A 16292-nucleotide genomic window follows, 5' to 3' on the forward strand; every position below is an offset into this window, starting at 1 on the left:
ACTATGAGAGTTATTATCATTCCTACCGATTTCTCAGAGAATGCTTTTAACGCTTTAACTTGTGCTTTGCAGTATTTTATTAATGTGGAGGCTACCTTTATTATAGTTCACACTTATGAAGAGAGGGAGCGACATTTACTACAAGAATTTGATTCGCAATTGGACCACTTACTTGAACGAGTAGACTATCTGACGGATAATCCACTCCATCATTTTAAAACTAAAGTTATTTGCGGAACGTTTATTACTCAGATAAATGATCTAGTAGATGCTCAAAACGCCGACCTCATTGTTATGGGGACCAAAGGAAAAACAGCTGATCGCACATTAAGCTTTGGCAGTAACACATTAGAAGTAAAAAAAAGTGTAACATGTCCCGTACTAGCAATTCCATTGGAGCTAGAGTTTAAAAGCCCAGATCATATTTTATTTCCTTCAGAATTATTGATTCCATTTGAAAATAGGGAATTGGACCTTGTTAGTGATATCGCACACCATCATGGATCTGAGATCACCTTACTACACCTCGCAAAATCCGATACCTTATCATTGCGACAGCTTAAAATTAAGGCCTTGTTAGAATCTCGCTTTCGCGAAAGCAAAATAACCTACCAGCGTCACGATCCTGGAGTTCCTGCAACGATCTTCCATAATTTCATTATCCAAAATAATAGTGACTTATTAGTATTAGTAAATTCTAAACATTCTTTTCTGGAGTCTTTATTACAATTACCAACGGTAGATTTTTTAAGCACGCATCTTAAGATTCCATTTCTAACGCTTCAAAACTTACCCAGATAAAATTTTATACTATGAAAAATATCTTATTACCTATTGATTTTTCTGATGTTTCTTTAAATGCAATGGAGTATGCTGTGCAGCTTTTTAGAGATGAGAATTGTGTTTTTTTTGTATTAAACACCTATGAGCCGGTAGCCTTGTATTCTGCAACAGCTTATGGAATGGATCCAGCCTTGAATATGGATATAGGAGAACTATTTAAAGAGGCGTCCGAAAAAAAAGTACAAAAAGCAATAGACAAAGTCGCTTTAAAATTTCAAGACAGCAAGCATGTTTTTCGTGGAATATCCTCTTTCAATATGTTGAGTCTAGAGGTAAAAGAACAGGTGGAATACCTTGATATTGACATTGTAATAATGGGGACCAAAGGGGCTTCAGGGTTGAAAGAAGTCTTTATTGGTTCACAGACCTTGCATGTAATAAAGAATGCCAAAGTTCCGGTTATAGGAGTGCCAGCAGAATACGCTTACCAGCTTCCTAAAGATATTCTCTTTACAACAGATTTTAAAACGGATACCAATCAAAAGGGATTAGACCTTTTAGAGCAACTGTGTTCCAAATACAGTTCTAGGTTAATTTTTTTAAATGTCTTAAAAGGAGCAAGTTTCACAGACCAACAAATTAAAAACCAACAAGCTTTAAAAGCCTTCTTTAAATCGGATACTTCTGTCACACATATCGTTAAAGGAGTTGAAGTATTAGATGCAATGGAAGAGTTTCAATTAGAGCATAACATAGAGTTACTAGTGCTGGTGCACAACAGGCATAATTTTTTTGAAAATTTACTTTTCACTCCTACAGTGCAAAAAATAGTACATCACTCTAATGTGCCTTTCTTGATTCTTCCGCAGCAACTAACTCAATAATTATGTTACGAGTTCTCTTACCTACCGATTTTAGTTCACATTCTTATAATGCGATATCTTATATCCAACAGTTATTTTTAAGAGTTGCCGTAGAGGTTACTTTGTTTCATGCTTATGAGCCTACTGCACTGCAATTATTGGGAAATATCAGTCCACAGCGATTAGCTACTATTTATCAAGATTTAAAAGTGAAGTCTACTCATAAATTAAACTCGCTTAAATCTCAAATTTTTCAAACAAATCAACCAGAATGGCATCAGTATGCAATAGAGGCTTATGAAGGGCATCTCAAGGAAGGAATAGCCTCTTTTGAAAAAGGAGCCTATGATTATATCGTTATGGGAAGTAAAGGTGCTACAGGACTTCAAGAAATATTTATAGGGAGTGTTACCTATAGTATAGTTGCTCTACAACAAGAAATCCCAATTCTTATTATTCCAGAAAAGGCAAGTTTTACAACTTTAAAAAAAATCGGATTAGAAATAGATGTTAGTAAAAGCTGTAGCAAAGCAGTGTTTGAGCCTTTAATAAAACTCTCAAAGATCGGTAAAGCTGCTGTACATCTCGTTCAAGTTTACAGCGATCCAGATTTGAGTACCCTGGAAGAAAAATACCTAACGCAGCTAAAAATTATATTAAAAGATATTCCGTGCAGTTTTCATGTGATTCCTAAGTTTTCATCTTTAGAGAATTGTATTTATGTATTTGAAGAAGAGTTAGAAATTGATTTAATGGTTGTAATAGACTATCCATTAAATTTCTTTGATCGGTTGATGGGAAAATCCATCGTTAAAAACATCACTTTTCATACCAAGTTACCATTTTTAATACTGCCTACACCTAACTGATGAGTATCACAGAACATGGAAAATAGCAGTGTAGCGCTTTAACTATTAAAACAACCATTATGGCATCTATAATTGTACCTACCGATTTCTCCGATAATGCATACAACGCTTTATTTTATGCAACTAGATTACTACCTAGTGAAGGTTGCAAAATTCTATTAGTGCACTCTTATGAAGAGCAACTATATGAAAGTTTAAGCAGATTGGACAACAGGATGAATGATGCTATTGCAAAAAAAGTAAGAGCTACTGTTTATAATGAATTAGAGAAGATGAAACATAAAATAATAAGAGATAGTGAGGGTATAGCCTTAACAGTGGAATTTTTCTATGGAGCATTACCTTTGATAGATATTATCAATGATTTAATTGATAATGTGGAGACAGACTTTTTGATAATGGGGACAACGGGAGCTACTGGCTTAAAAGAGGTATTTATGGGAAGTCAAGCAGTGAGAGTGGTTAAAAACATCACGCCTATTCCGGTATTTTTAATACCTGAAAAATCGGATTTTAAGGAACCTAAAAATGTTGTTTATGCTACTGATCTTAAATATAGTTATCAAGAAAACCAATTTGCTTTTTTAAAAAAAATAGTAAAAGAACACCAGGCAAATTTTCATTTGGTGCATGTTTACCATCAATCTAAGGAATCTTCAGATGTCGAGCTTCATTACATAAATCTTAAAAATAAATTGCAAGACCTAGCTTATATCCCTCACTGGATAGATAGTACTAAATCAATAGAAGAAACGCTTACTGAATTTTGTGAGCAGCACGATATACATTTATTGGTACTCACCTATCATAAGTATGGTTTTTTCAAGAGCATTCTCAAAACATCATTTGTAGAAAAAGCAAGTTTTCACTTGGAAGTACCTCTGCTGATACTGCCAGACAACATCTGATAAATGTCATAGTACGCTATTGGAGGACGTTTTAATTTTATGGCTCAATGTAAAGGCTTAAAAATGAAAAAGAAAATACTTATCCCAACCGACTTTTCAAAAAACGCTTGGAATGCCATCATTTACGCTGCAGCTCTTTTTAAAGAAAAGGAGTGTACGTTTTATTTATTAAATGCACATGGTTCCACTATATATAGTACCAGTGAAATGATGGTTTCAGAGCCCGGCACGCTTTCCTATGACAGTGCAAAGGCAAAGTCAGAAGAAGGATTGGCAAAAGTCTTAGAAATGCTTGATTTTAGAGATAAAAATCACAAGCACAATTACATCACCGTTTCTCAATTTAACGACCCTTTAAGGGCGATATATTCTGTGGTAGAGAAACGAGATATAGAACTTGTTGTTATGGGAACAAAAGGTGCTAGTGATTATGAGAACAGACTTTTTGGTAGTAATACAGTCAGAGTCATGGAAGAATTGCGCAATTGTCCCATACTCGGTATTCCATTAGATGCTCATGTGGTACATTTAAAAGAGATTGTTTTTCCTACTAGTTTTAAAACGCATTACAAAAGAAGGGAGTTGCTATATCTGGTAGAGCTCGCACAAATTCAACATGCTAATATCTGCGTATTGCATATTGGTGAAGATCAAGAATTAGATGAAGAACAATTAGAAGATAGAAAACTTCTAGAAGAATGTTTAGAAGGAGCCTCGTTCACCTGGCATCACTTAGGTGGTTCTAATGTAGCTAACGGGGTCCAGCGATTTATTGAAAGTCGCAACAGTGATATGGTTGCTTTTATCAATAGAAAGCACAGTTTTTTTTCCAATATATTTTCAAAACCTATGGTAAAAGAATTAGGAATGTTTAGTAAAGTGCCTTTATTAGTGATGCACGATTTACGGAATTAGTTAAAAAGCTATTAGGTTATGGAGTTGCACCGCTATGGATGGAACTACCCGTCAAAATAGAATGTGCCGTATTTTTCTGCTGGGTATAAGGCTTTCGCGAAAGCGAAACACAACATAGCAACCACTTTAATTCTCACTATTGTCTAAGTCTAAAATTATTATAAAAAAATCATCTGGAGAAAAAGAAGCTTTTTCTCTAGATAAATTGAGGCGCTCCTTAGGATACAGTGGAGCAAATGAAAAGGAAATACAGCACATCCTTGATGTCCTAGGAGAGGACTTGTACCAAGGAATTTCTAGCAATGAAATTCACAATAAGGCCTATGAATTACTCAAAAAGAAGCAATCGGTTTTTGCTTCTAAATACAAACTTAAAAAGGCCATTTATGAGTTGGGTCCTACAGGTTTTCCATTTGAAACATTCATAGGTCAAGTATTCAATTATTCTGGATATAAGACGCAAATAGGGGAGCTGTTGCAAGGTAAATGTGTGAAGCATGAAGTGGATGTAGTAGCCACTTTAGGAACTGTAAAATTATATATAGAATGTAAATTTCACGGGGAAGAGGGGCGCAATTGCGATGTAAAAATACCCTTATACATTCATTCTAGGTATCGGGATATTGTCGAGAACCAAGGCAAAAGTGATCAAGTAACCACCCAAGGTTGGGTGGTTACTAATACTCGTTTCACTACAGACGCTGTCACTTATGGAAACTGCGTAGGCTTAAAACTTTTGAGTTGGGATTACCCTAAAGAAAACGGACTTAAAGAACGTATTGATCTATTAGGTCTTTATCCCATTACAGTGTCCACACTGCTTTCTAGTCGAGAAAAAAACTTCTTATTGAGCAAAGATATAGTCTTGTGTCAACAATTGCTCAATGACCCGTCTTACTTGGACCATTTAAAAATTGCAGCTACGAGAAAGGCAAAAATACTTCATGAAATAAAACTACTTTGTAATGCACCCACCAACAGAAAAGCATCGTCTAAAAATTCACTTTTTAGGTGGAGCAAAGACGGTTACCGGCTCCAAATTCCTTATAGAAACCCCAGAGATTCATATTTTAATTGATTGCGGTATGTTTCAAGGCCTTAAAGAACTCAGAGAGCGCAATTGGGTAGATTTACCCGTTGATGTTTCGGCTATAGCTATGGTGCTGGTTACTCATGGTCATCTGGACCATACGGGCTATTTGCCTAGATTGGTTCAACAAGGATTTAAAGGTACCATCATGGGTACAGCTCCTACTTTGGAAATTACTCGTATCATACTGGAGGATAGCGCGCGAATTCATGAAGAGGATGCTGAGCGCGCTAACGAAGAACACTTTACAAAACACCATCCTGCAAAACCCTTTTACAATCAAAAAGAAGCTGCTGCCACGCTGAGATTTTTTAAACCTATAGAAGAGGGAAGTTGGATCAGATTAAGCCAGCATGTAAAGTGCAGGTTTCAACCCGTAGGTCATATTATAGGCGCGACCTTTATTGAACTAGAAATGTATGGGAAACGATTTGTTTTTTCAGGAGATGTAGGAAGGCCCATAGATTATTTATTAGCACCTCCAGAACGACCATTGCGAGCAGACTATCTATTTTTAGAAAGCACCTATGGTGATAGGCTTCACGAAGAGGACCCACCAGAGGATAAAATTATAGCGCTAGTGAACAAGGTTATAGAGAGTAGAGGCACGCTTATTATCCCCTCTTTTGCAGTGGAACGTTTACAAACTCTGATGTATATTCTTTGGAAATTGTATCAAAAGAATAGAATTCCTAATATTCCAATATATGTGGATAGTCCTATGGGGAATAATGTGCTCGCTGTTTTTGAACAATTCCCAAAATGGCATAAACTGTCTTTGCAAGAATATGAAGCAATGTGTGATCACATCAATATAGTGACATCATATAAAGAGACTTGGGAAGTTATAGATAAACAAGGGCCTAAGATTGTAATCGCCGGTAGTGGTATGGTCACTGGTGGGCGGGTGCTTACTTATTTAAAACAGATGATTGACATGGAAAGCACACAACTACTACTCGTAGGTTATCAAGCTGAAGGAACTCGAGGTCGACACTTACAAGAAGGCGTTCACGAGGTGAAACTATATGGCAAGTATGTTCCTGTAAAGGCTCAAGTGCATCAATTAATGAGTTTATCAGCACATGCAGACCAACGAGAATTACTAGACTGGCTGGGCTATTTAGATACAGCACCTCATATGACCTATCTCGTACATGGTGAAGCTGCTGCTGCTGATGCTTTACGCGTAAAACTACAAACAGAAAAAAAGTGGCGCATACATATTCCAGAACTTAACGAAGTAGTGAGTGTGGAGCTTTCAACTTAATAGGTGATTTATATATTTTTAAAATACTTTAATCAAGTACTGACTTATATCATTTTTTCGGAAAGATTCACAAGTTATTTTTACAACATATAAAAAGATCCATTGAAGCTATCAGTTCAATACGTATTGAAATTAGCAATAAAGTTCTTTTTGTAGGAGATACGTCACCACTCTTATAGATTTTTTGAGTGATACATCATCTAAGACTACCATACCACGATCCAATTAATTGGATGTGTTAGGAGACAGTTCCTATTTTTAAGGGGAGTGGGAACTTGTCTCCTTTTTTTTACACGCTCTAAAATCATAGAACGAGCAACCAATTGTGAATTCAACTATAGTTAAGTAAACTCATTATATTTTTCACGATAAACTTTTTGCAATGAACAATGGATTCGTATATGCTTTTTTAATTTTTGGTTGTGGATTATTTAATTGCTCGGATTCAGAGCTAGTAGAAAACTGGAAAAATCCAGAAATAGATGCATTTCAAGCACAAAAGGTACTAGTGCTTTCTATATCTAATGATAAAAAGAACAGCAGTGATTTTGAAAAAAGACTGGTAACTGATCTTAGAACTAAAGGAGTGAATGCATTTAACAGCGATGATTTTTTTAAGAATCATAATAAAAACAAAGCCTTCACAGAAGAAGAATTGGAAGATCTTGAGGCCCTTTTGCTTTCCCAAGGTTATGATGCTGTGCTGGTTTCTAAAGTAATAGGTGCTGAGGATAAGATAACTCTAGTACAAAGCTACCGCAATTTAAATAAGACGTTTGACAATTTTGGAAGTGACTATTATTCGAACCAGGACTTGGATAATATAGAGGATCAAATAGAGAACTATGTGGTTTATCATGCGCAAAGTGTCCTCTACTGTATCTGTCCAGAGAATAAGCGGCAAGTCATATGGCGAGCATCTATAGATGTAACTAAATTAGATTCTGACAAAAAAGCCATTAAAGAATATATAAAAATGCTCTTGTGGACTCTCGAAGAACAAGATCTGTTAATCAGCAGCTCTAAATTTTAATTATGAAAACACTACTATACTCTTCAAAAGATTTTGAAATTCCTTTTTTAGAAGAAGCAAATAAGGACCTACACTCTTTTAAATACATCACGGATAGGCTAACGACAAAGACCGCCAAGATGGCCTTAGGATTTGAAGCGATTTCTATTTTCTCTGCAGACGATGCCAGTGGGATTGTGCTGGAAAAGCTCAAGGATTTCGGCGTAAAATACATTACGTTACGCTCTGCCGGATATGATAATGTCAATCTTAAAGTAGCAAGACGATTGGATTTTAAAGTAGCACATTCTCCTGGATATTCTCCCTATGCCGTTGCAGAGCACGCAATAATGCTTTTGTTGGCGTTAAATAGGAAGGTGGTTCTTGCACGAAAACAAACACAAGACTACAACTTTACCCTTGATCATCTTATTGGATTTGATCTGAAAGATAAAACAGTAGGGGTTGTAGGAACAGGGAAAATAGGAAGTGTTATCGTTCAACTATTGAACGGATTTGGTTGTCAGCTTATGGCTGTAGACCCTTTTGAAAACGAAGAGCTTAAAAAAAGATTTCAGCTTTCCTATAGTTCCTTGGAGCAGTTACTTCAAAAATGCCAAGTCATCATCTTAAGTGTTCCATTAACTCCACAAACGCATCATCTTATCGATAAATCAAAGCTGCTTTTGATGCAAAAGGGAACGTTATTGATCAATGTAGCAAGAGGTGCAATTATACATACCAAAGATGTTTTGGAACATGTAAGTAAAAATCTCTTAGGAGGTTACGCAACCGACGTGTATGAAAAAGAAAGCGATGTGTTTTTTTATGATAGGTCAAATAATCACCCTCATGATGATGACCTGGATAAAATGCTTAAAGACGATCGCATCTTACTTACTCCTCATCAAGGCTTTGCCACAAAAGAAGCACTAGCAAATATTGCGCAGACCACCGTAGAAAACCTAAGTAATTGGCAACAAGGAAGTATTCCTAAAAACACGTTGTTGCCAGCAGGTAAAAACCATGTTGATGACCATTACAACCTTTTTTAAAAGTGGCTTTAACCTAATCACCTGCTATAAGGCTGTGATGTGATTTTATCGAAGTTGAAGATGTTACTCCGCTTTCGCGAAAGCAAGTCTTATAAAAACACAAAAGCACACACCCTAACAGTGTGTGCTTAGTCCCCCCCCCCAGGGATATAAATAACCTTTTGTTATTTACAATTACAAACTTAAGAGGTTATTGGATAGAAAACTTACGGGTTCCCTCAATTGAGTAAATTAAATAAGTCCAAGATCTTTTACAATGCCGATGAGATGTGCAGTGTTATGAGCATTAAATTTAATAAATAGCTTGCTCTGTTTTTTTTCTATAGAGCTCAAACTGTTAGGTGAAATACCGGCATTTTTAAAAAATTCACTGATCCTTTCTTTGGAATTACCTAACGCCAAATAATTTAAGAGTTTTATGTCGTAATCATCTATTTCTATATTATTTCGATCATGTAGGGCCTGTTCTATTTGAGGAGATAAAAATAAGCGGTTGTCGTGAACAGAAAGAATGGCCTTTGATAAATCAACTAATCCATTTCTGCCTTTACAAACGTAAGCACTAATTTTAAGCTGGTTAATCAGTTGTCGGACTTTCTGTAATCGGTCTTCTACAGAGTAAACGATGATTTTAAGATGGGGCATTTCTTTTTTTAATTGTTCAATAATAGCTTCTCCTGAAGCAAATCTTTGAGCTCGATGATCTATTTTAAAATTGAGATCTGTGATGAATAGATCAAAAGGATCATTATTCTTTAGAGCACTTTTTAGTTGTAAATAGGCATCATCACAGTAGTGCACTTCTTGCGTATTTGAAATGCCTAATTGCTCTAATACTTTAAGCACGCCTTGATTGACACTACCAAAGTCATCCGATATCAATATTTTTTGGAACATTCTTAACTAATTATTATTTTATAGGTGTTATTTTCTTCTAGGGTAAAAATAAAGGTTCCATTTATAGATGTATTACGGGTTTTCCCATTCTGATCAATATAAGCTTTTTTTATTTCATTACTTAGGCAGTATTTCTTTCGATTTAAAGGGGTTGTTCTATTCAGTTTTATAAAATAAACTGGTATTAAAGAGGTTAAGATGCGTTTCAGGTTGATTAATAACTATTTTAATTATGGATAGCTACCATATTTCTTAAGAAAACAAACAGGAATACTTCTTTGATTGAACATAAAAATGTCAATGGGGATACATACACTACTTGGTGGATTTAATTTAAAACACTCGCATACGTAGCTTAGAACTTCTAGAAATATATATCTGTCTTTTTTACTGCTTACTTTCCGATACAGTATTTGCCTAGTCTTGCTATAGAAGGGATTCAAGACTTTGGGCAACAAATAGGGTACAAATAAGCTATAAAAAAAGAAATTGCAGGATAAAGAAAAATAAGATGTTTGTGCGGTCAAGCTAGTCCTTGTGTGGGTGAAAGGGTAGGCAGGACTCTAAGGGTTTTAAGGACTTTAAGGAAGTTCAGAACTTGAAGTTATATCACACCACTACCACTAAATCAATTTTTATTACACATTCTAGATATGCATTGTAGAGAAACAACTTCCATTATATTTATTAATTCAAAATGTGCTCATTCAGTTTAAAATTACATCAAACTATTATTTATACTTCAACACATTATTCTGTTTTTAGCACTGTCAAAGACATACGCTACCTTCATTTTCGTCTTTTAAGCGACTTGGTAAGGTGTATGGCTTTGAGCTTTGGTTTTCACTCTACACTGCTATTTCTTGATAGAGATGTTGTTGGAAACCTATAAAGGTGTCTCGAATCGATTTAATATCTCCTAGTTCACGCTTTGCATCTGAAATGGCATTGTATTTTAATAATAATAAGGGTGATAGTTTATCAATGTCCAACTCCTCAAATCCCTCTTTTACATATTGGTCTAGTACAAAATTCAAAAACTCTTGTTGCTTTGGATTGTAATCATTCATTTGAATTTTAGCTCTTCCTGCTCTTTCCAATCTTGGAACAAGGTCTTTGTGGTAGGCTACATAACTTAACACATCAAAAAGGTCGCTATCTTCTCCATGAATTAAGTTTCTCAAATCTTCTAATTGCGAATTTGTATATCCCTTTTCGCTTAACTCCGTCAGCAATTTTTTACGAGTGTCTGGTAAACTCCAAAGTTTTCGCAATTCTTCTTCATCCTTAAAGAATGCTGGTAAATCTCCATATAGTTGATTTAAAAACTCTTGATGGCCTATTGGTTTTCCTGATGGACTCCAAAAAGATGTTTTAACCATAGAATCTATTTCTCTCACTTTGTTATCTGAGAGTTTCACTTTAATCATTTGTCGCGGTGGCGTTTCACAAACGCAAGGAATATTATCACATTCAGGACAAGGGTTTGGCTCTGGTTTTTCGCAAACGCAGGGTGTTTCTCCGCAAACATTACAATCTTTTGATTTCCCGCCTCCTGTTGATGGTTCAGGTTCTAATGGTTCGCCATCCCATTCTGGGTCTTGGAAATGTTTGTGGGCATTTACAAAATCGAAAATGGTGAAATAATCTTTCCCATCAAAAAGGCGAGTTCCTCTACCAACGATCTGCTTAAATTCAACCATTGAATTAACTGGTCTAGCATTAAAACTATATTTCTAATTTCAGGGCATCAACTCCATAGCGCTTAATTTTGTGAAGTAGTTAATATGGACGGAATGCTTTTTTTCGTTGTCTTGAAAATCCCGTAAATGTTGTTCTCCAATTTTACCATCATCAGCGAGTTGCACCTATGGCAGTAATTGGAACTTTTACTGGCACATATTGATTGATTAAATCTCTAACTGCTGCCTGTGAATTTGGTAGCACAAAACAATTTTTGGTTTATTTACCTGTAGCATCCATGAAGAGTTTTACTCTGTATTGTTCTCTTGCTTTAATCTCAACCAAATTCTCTTAAAATCTGCTTCTGTATATGATCCTGCATCTTCAATATCACCTTCTTAATGTCAGAAGTATAAGTATAATCATCTATTGTGACATTTATTTACAACACACGACCTTAAAGACGTTACAGAAACCATCTTTAATTCCTTCTAACTTTTAGTTTGTAGCTGTACACTTGGGTCTCAAAATAGTCGTAGGGCATCTACATTTACATCTCGTTTAGGCGTAGCGGTTAAACCTAACTGAACAGCAGGAGCAAAGTAGTCCATTATGGCGCGCCAAGAACTTTCATCGTTTGCACCACCTCTGTGACACTCGTCTGCAGTGAAATCGAAAAAGTCTGTTGGGTATTGACCAAAGTTAAAGTCCGAAGCTGCATAGTTTGCTTTTGGTTCAGCAGCAAGGGATAGTTCATTTTCTTCTTCTTCCATTTTTACTGTAGTCATGAAACTTTGAAAAATGGTAAAAAATATACTTCCGTTTTTTGGAACACCACCTTTCTTTTTAATTTCAGAAGGTCTAATACGCACCTTAATATTTTCATCTATGGTATCAAATGCATTGAATGCATTAAAAGCCTGATCTGCTAAAATATTTCTATCTGCCAAAAATAATATACGTGGAGCGCGACTCCCATCACACGTTTTTAAGTTCCATTTAGCATGAAACAATTTCCAAGCTATTTGAAAGGCAATAGCTGTTTTTCCTGTCCCTGTGGCTAAGGTTAGTAAAATTCTATCTTTTTCTCAGAAACAACCTTCTAATACTTTGGCGATGGCATTTTGCCCATTGACATCTTGGTTGCATGTGCCTAGCCATAATGGAATGGTGAATAAGCGTTCTTTCAATTGGCAATCTCAATTTTTGTAATCCTCTTTGGGTGTTGGAAAGGTCATTTCCATAGCTCTGGTGTTGGGTAGTTGATACATCACCTTCAGTACCTTTACGTCCATGTCTATCCATAGATTTGCAAACCATTGGTAGCATAGCTAAAACGAATGTTTTAAACGCTCTGCATAATCTTTGGCCTGACCAACACCATCAGTATAATATAGATCTCGTTTTGAGGGCTGATACCTATGCGTCTGTTTTTGTATTCTAAAACATAATCTGCAAACAATGGTGTTGCACGCCTGTTTTGACCAACACTGGTATTAAGGAAACTCCAAACGCAAACGACTGCCTTCAACAATACCCCAACCTGCTTCACGCAATGCAGGTTCTATTAAATCATGTTTGGTTTGTGCTTCGTTCATTTGTTTCTGTTTAATACGCTAATCACCAATCGTTTTATGGTTTCCATTTCTTCGGGTTTGCTAGAGGCAATAAAAAGCGTTAAACTCGCTAAGGTATCATTGCTAATAATAGGTTGATTTTCAGCATTAAAAAGCATGTTGTTTTGCTCCAAAAATTTCAGAAAACAAGCTGCTGCTATACGTTTATTTCCATCTACAAACGCGTGGTTTTTTACTACTAAATATAAAAGTGTGGTTGCTTTTTCTTCTAATGTAGGATAAAAATCATCTGTTCCAAATCCTTTTCCTATTTGAGCAACAGAACTTTCAAAACTTTTGTCTTTTTCTTTTCCAAAGACATCACTATCAAAGTCTTTAAGCATTTCGTTTATTATTGCTTGATAGTCTTTTAAACTTGGGTAGTTAGCAGCTTTAGTAGTTAATCCTTTAGTATCTAATTGTTCATGGTCATAATCGTCTAATAGGCTTAAGCCTTTTGCAAGGTTTCTAAAATGGTATTGTTAGATGCTTTTTCTTCAATGGCACTAACCGTTCTGGTTAGAATCTGAATACCATCTTTTAGTAACTTTACTTCTTGTTCTTTTTGTGCTAGTCTTTTTTCGTTAAGTGCGTAACCTTTAACTAAATAATCTTTTAAGACTTGATTTGCCCACTGTCTAAATTGTGTAGCACGAGAAGAGTTAACGCGATACCCAACTGAAATAATCATATCTAAATTATACAATTTCATCTTACGAAGTTTTCCATCAGATGCAACCTGTTCCATTTTGGAACAGGTTGATTTTTCGTTTAACTCTTTAGATTTGTATATGTTACCAACATGTTTTACAATAGCCGGTCGTTGCACTCCAAATAACTTTGCAATTAAGTGAGCATCAAGCCAAATGGTATTGTTTTCCAGTTTTACCTGAATTTCTATACCGTCAGTGGATTTAAATATATCTATTTTATTTTCCATACTACTATTTTTAGTTGGTGCCTTTTTTACAACAACTCAATTCTTTTCTAACAGTCAAGGATTTCTTTACAACTCCATCATGCATGTTTTGCATAATACATTTTCTGTATAGTTGAACTATCTTATATTTTGCGACAGTTGCTTTATTAATTTTCCATCATACATTTTCAATTATCAATTGTTTAGTTAGTTCCCCTGCAAAGGCTTTTTGAAGAATGGATTTTTTGAGGTCTTCTAAATCTTCTAGTTTTTTCTTGTAGTTTATTTCAATTTCAATGCAATTTTCTTTTAATTCTTCAAGTGTTTCAACAATAGTGGATTGCTTCTTTTTGTCTGTATTAGATGAACTTTTAATTTTAACCATTTAGATTTATTTATTGTATCAGTAAGTAGCTTGAGCACTTTTTCCAATGGACAATACTTGATTCTGTACGAAAGGAGAAATTAATGCGTAATACAATAATTTAGGAATATAATTTTCATTTGGAGTTAATGCATTAATTTTGTTGATTTGAACTAACAGGAGTTTCAGAAAATCCAGTTTTTCAATTGTTGCTCCAATACAAACCATTAAAATGGAATTGGCAGAAAACAATCGACCCTTTTCTAATCCTTTTTTACTTAACATACTTTCGCCTGAATCAATTGAGCCATCTTTATTGAAATGTGGCGGTTTGACAAAAGGGATGTAAACACCATAGTTTAATTTATCCTTCGTGGAAGGTGTAGTTCCTGTTTGCACTTGACCAATATCACCCAAAGTCTTCTCCTCCCAACCATCGCCTTTTTGACTAAAAATGTCATTGAGTTTAGATTGAAACAGCTCTTTAGCGCGTTTTTTACACATGTTTTTCGTATTGGCTTTGGCTTGGTCATGGCTACAAAGGCTTTATCAAAGTATCCTTTACATTTGTTTTTGTTCTGAAATTGGTGGTTAGGTGGAATATTACCAATTTGTGTTTTATTAATTGAATTAAAAACAGCTCCAACATTACCAATTATTTCGCTTTCCAATAATTTTGAATAAACCAGTAATCATTATCCACTTTGTCAGAAGCTCTAATTGCAGCTAAACCTCTTCCAATACAGATGTGCTGTGTAGCTATGTTAATAGGTCCAACAGGTGCTCTTACTGACATTAAAATATCATCCTTAAATGCTTCTTTTGTTGTTTTTGTTGTCCAAGTAGTTGGCTCGCCTATTTCTCTATCTGTAAATTCTTTTTTGCCTTGATAAAATGGCAGCCCCTTCACCAACTTTATTATAATATTTACCTTTTGGTGACTGACCTGCCCTACATTACTTCCATGACATTAATTAATCGTTTAATATTTTTCGCCCCAACTCATATCAATTTATTTGATTGATTGAAGAATCAGGTGACCATTGTCTGTATCAAACTTTCCACGACTATTCACTAAAATAACATCGGACTGCGTAAAAGGTCTGCTTCTTTCAGATTGTGTTAAGATTTTTTAACCGATGTCTAAATCAGGTTTCGCAGATACTATGTCTGCTACATTTATATTCCACGATTGCTCGCTTTCGGGTTTCGTTTTCGCGAAAGCGATAAACTCTTCCATATCGGTATCATTTAAAGGATTGGTTTTTCCGTAATTGCGTCCTGGGTCTAGCGGTAGTGCCAAATCTTTTACGATAGGTTCGCCTTTTGGAAGAAACGAGACCACCGTTTTACAACGCCTGCACTGAGGGTACCTGAGTAGATTAAGGTATGTAGGTTCGGGGCAGCTGACAGAGTTTCCTGTTTACAGCGTTGTCTGACAGCTTAATACCGTGTTTTTTAATAACAATTGCTGCTGACCACTATGTTTTTAGACTCTTGATAAAATGCCACATAAAGCAAAAGGCAGTTTCTCCTGTTTACAATATCAAAATTTTGCTGTACTTCTGGTCGTTCCTTTCCTCCAAAGGGTGGATTTGCTAAAATAACGTGGTAACGGTTTTTCTCTTGTATGTCACGAATGTTTTCGCCTAGCGTATTTACATGAAGAATATTGGGTGCTTCAATGCCGTGGAGAATCATATTCATAATCCCAATGACATAGGCCAAGTTCTTTTTCTCTTTACCGTAAAGGGTGTCTTCTTGTAGCGTTTTTAAGGTGTCTGATTGTTTTTCCATTGCAGTTCATGCACATGGTCGGCGGCCAGGCTTCTACTAAGAAACCACAAGAACCTGCTGCACCATCATAAATGGTTTCGCCAATTTGTGGGTCCATCACATGAATCATCGCACGAATAAGCGGTCTTGGGGTGTAGTATTGTCCACCATTACGACCTGCATTCCCCATGTTCTTGATCTTGGTCTCGTACAAATGACTTAACTCATGTTTGTCAGTTGAGGCACGAAAAAGGGAAGCGCGCGTCAAAAAA

The 16292-nt window shown here is 35.6% G+C and carries 18 protein-coding genes and 1 pseudogene; 9 read left to right on the forward strand and 10 right to left on the reverse strand.

What is annotated here, in order from left to right; genetic code table 11:
- Nucleotides 1-3 precede the first annotated feature (3 nt).
- From KG732_RS09230 to KG732_RS09270, 9 genes are all read left to right on the forward strand, one after another.
- Nucleotides 4-801: a universal stress protein gene (locus KG732_RS09230; RefSeq protein WP_213522806.1), complete on the forward strand. Its 798-nt coding sequence runs from the start codon at nt 4-6 to the stop codon at nt 799-801.
- A gap of 11 nt (nt 802-812) precedes the next feature.
- Nucleotides 813-1667, forward strand: a complete 855-nt coding sequence (locus tag KG732_RS09235; RefSeq protein WP_213522808.1) for a universal stress protein — start codon at nt 813-815, stop codon at nt 1665-1667.
- A 2-nt stretch (nt 1668-1669) separates the two neighbouring features.
- Nucleotides 1670-2515: a universal stress protein gene (locus KG732_RS09240; protein WP_213522811.1), complete on the forward strand. Its 846-nt coding sequence runs from the start codon at nt 1670-1672 to the stop codon at nt 2513-2515.
- A 59-nt stretch (nt 2516-2574) separates the two neighbouring features.
- Nucleotides 2575-3423, forward strand: coding sequence for a universal stress protein (locus KG732_RS09245; RefSeq protein ID WP_213522818.1), 849 nt, complete (start codon nt 2575-2577; stop codon nt 3421-3423).
- 63 nt (nt 3424-3486) lie between these two features.
- A complete protein-coding gene (locus KG732_RS09250; protein WP_213522820.1) occupies nt 3487-4338 on the forward strand; it encodes a universal stress protein in 852 nt (283 codons plus the stop codon).
- 139 nt (nt 4339-4477) lie between these two features.
- A complete protein-coding gene (locus tag KG732_RS09255) occupies nt 4478-5416 on the forward strand; it encodes a restriction endonuclease (protein ID WP_213522822.1) in 939 nt (312 codons plus the stop codon).
- On the forward strand, nt 5304-6698 hold the full coding sequence (locus KG732_RS09260; RefSeq protein ID WP_213522824.1) for an MBL fold metallo-hydrolase: 1395 nt from the start codon (nt 5304-5306) through the stop codon (nt 6696-6698). The genes KG732_RS09255 and KG732_RS09260 overlap by 113 nt, the downstream gene beginning before the upstream one ends.
- Nucleotides 6699-7080: 382 nt before the next feature.
- Complete coding sequence (locus KG732_RS09265) at nt 7081-7731, forward strand: hypothetical protein (RefSeq protein WP_213522826.1); 651 nt, start codon at nt 7081-7083, stop codon at nt 7729-7731.
- Nucleotides 7732-7733: 2 nt separating this feature from the next.
- Nucleotides 7734-8765: an NAD(P)-dependent oxidoreductase gene (locus KG732_RS09270; RefSeq protein ID WP_213522828.1), complete on the forward strand. Its 1032-nt coding sequence runs from the start codon at nt 7734-7736 to the stop codon at nt 8763-8765.
- A gap of 231 nt (nt 8766-8996) precedes the next feature.
- Here KG732_RS09270 and KG732_RS09275 read toward each other — a convergent pair whose 3' ends face one another.
- The 10 genes and pseudogenes from KG732_RS09275 to KG732_RS09315 form a co-directional block, all read right to left on the reverse strand.
- On the reverse strand, nt 8997-9662 hold the full coding sequence (locus tag KG732_RS09275; protein ID WP_213522830.1) for a DUF5932 domain-containing protein: 666 nt from the start codon (nt 9660-9662) through the stop codon (nt 8997-8999).
- 848 nt (nt 9663-10510) lie between these two features.
- Nucleotides 10511-12943: pseudogene (locus KG732_RS13165) on the reverse strand (type I restriction-modification enzyme R subunit C-terminal domain-containing protein).
- Entirely contained in the window at nt 12940-13305 is a 366-nt protein-coding gene (locus KG732_RS13105) for a type II toxin-antitoxin system death-on-curing family toxin (protein WP_300980410.1), read from the reverse strand. Before KG732_RS13105 ends, KG732_RS13165 begins: the two are co-directional and overlap by 4 nt.
- 104 nt (nt 13306-13409) lie before the next feature.
- Nucleotides 13410-13901 (reverse strand): RhuM family protein, encoded by a 492-nt coding sequence (locus KG732_RS13110; RefSeq protein ID WP_300980411.1) that lies wholly within the window; start codon nt 13899-13901, stop codon nt 13410-13412.
- Nucleotides 13902-14058: 157 nt separating this feature from the next.
- The gene (locus KG732_RS09290; protein ID WP_213522832.1) at nt 14059-14265 is read right to left on the reverse strand and encodes a hypothetical protein; all 207 of its coding nucleotides are present in this window, start codon (nt 14263-14265) and stop codon (nt 14059-14061) included.
- A gap of 18 nt (nt 14266-14283) precedes the next feature.
- The gene (locus tag KG732_RS09295; protein WP_213522833.1) at nt 14284-14748 is read right to left on the reverse strand and encodes a restriction endonuclease subunit S; all 465 of its coding nucleotides are present in this window, start codon (nt 14746-14748) and stop codon (nt 14284-14286) included.
- Between the two features lie 151 nt (nt 14749-14899).
- Nucleotides 14900-15154, reverse strand: a complete 255-nt coding sequence (locus tag KG732_RS09300) for a hypothetical protein (protein ID WP_213522835.1) — start codon at nt 15152-15154, stop codon at nt 14900-14902.
- A 222-nt stretch (nt 15155-15376) separates the two neighbouring features.
- The gene (locus tag KG732_RS09305; RefSeq protein ID WP_213522837.1) at nt 15377-15589 is read right to left on the reverse strand and encodes a hypothetical protein; all 213 of its coding nucleotides are present in this window, start codon (nt 15587-15589) and stop codon (nt 15377-15379) included.
- A 113-nt stretch (nt 15590-15702) separates the two neighbouring features.
- Nucleotides 15703-16041, reverse strand: a complete 339-nt coding sequence (locus tag KG732_RS09310; protein ID WP_213522839.1) for an N-6 DNA methylase — start codon at nt 16039-16041, stop codon at nt 15703-15705.
- Entirely contained in the window at nt 15986-16288 is a 303-nt protein-coding gene (locus KG732_RS09315) for an N-6 DNA methylase (protein WP_213522841.1), read from the reverse strand. Before KG732_RS09315 ends, KG732_RS09310 begins: the two co-directional genes overlap by 56 nt.
- Nucleotides 16289-16292 lie beyond the last annotated feature (4 nt).

The organism is Nonlabens sp. (assembly GCF_018401815.1).
GTDB lineage: Bacteria > Bacteroidota > Bacteroidia > Flavobacteriales > Flavobacteriaceae > Nonlabens.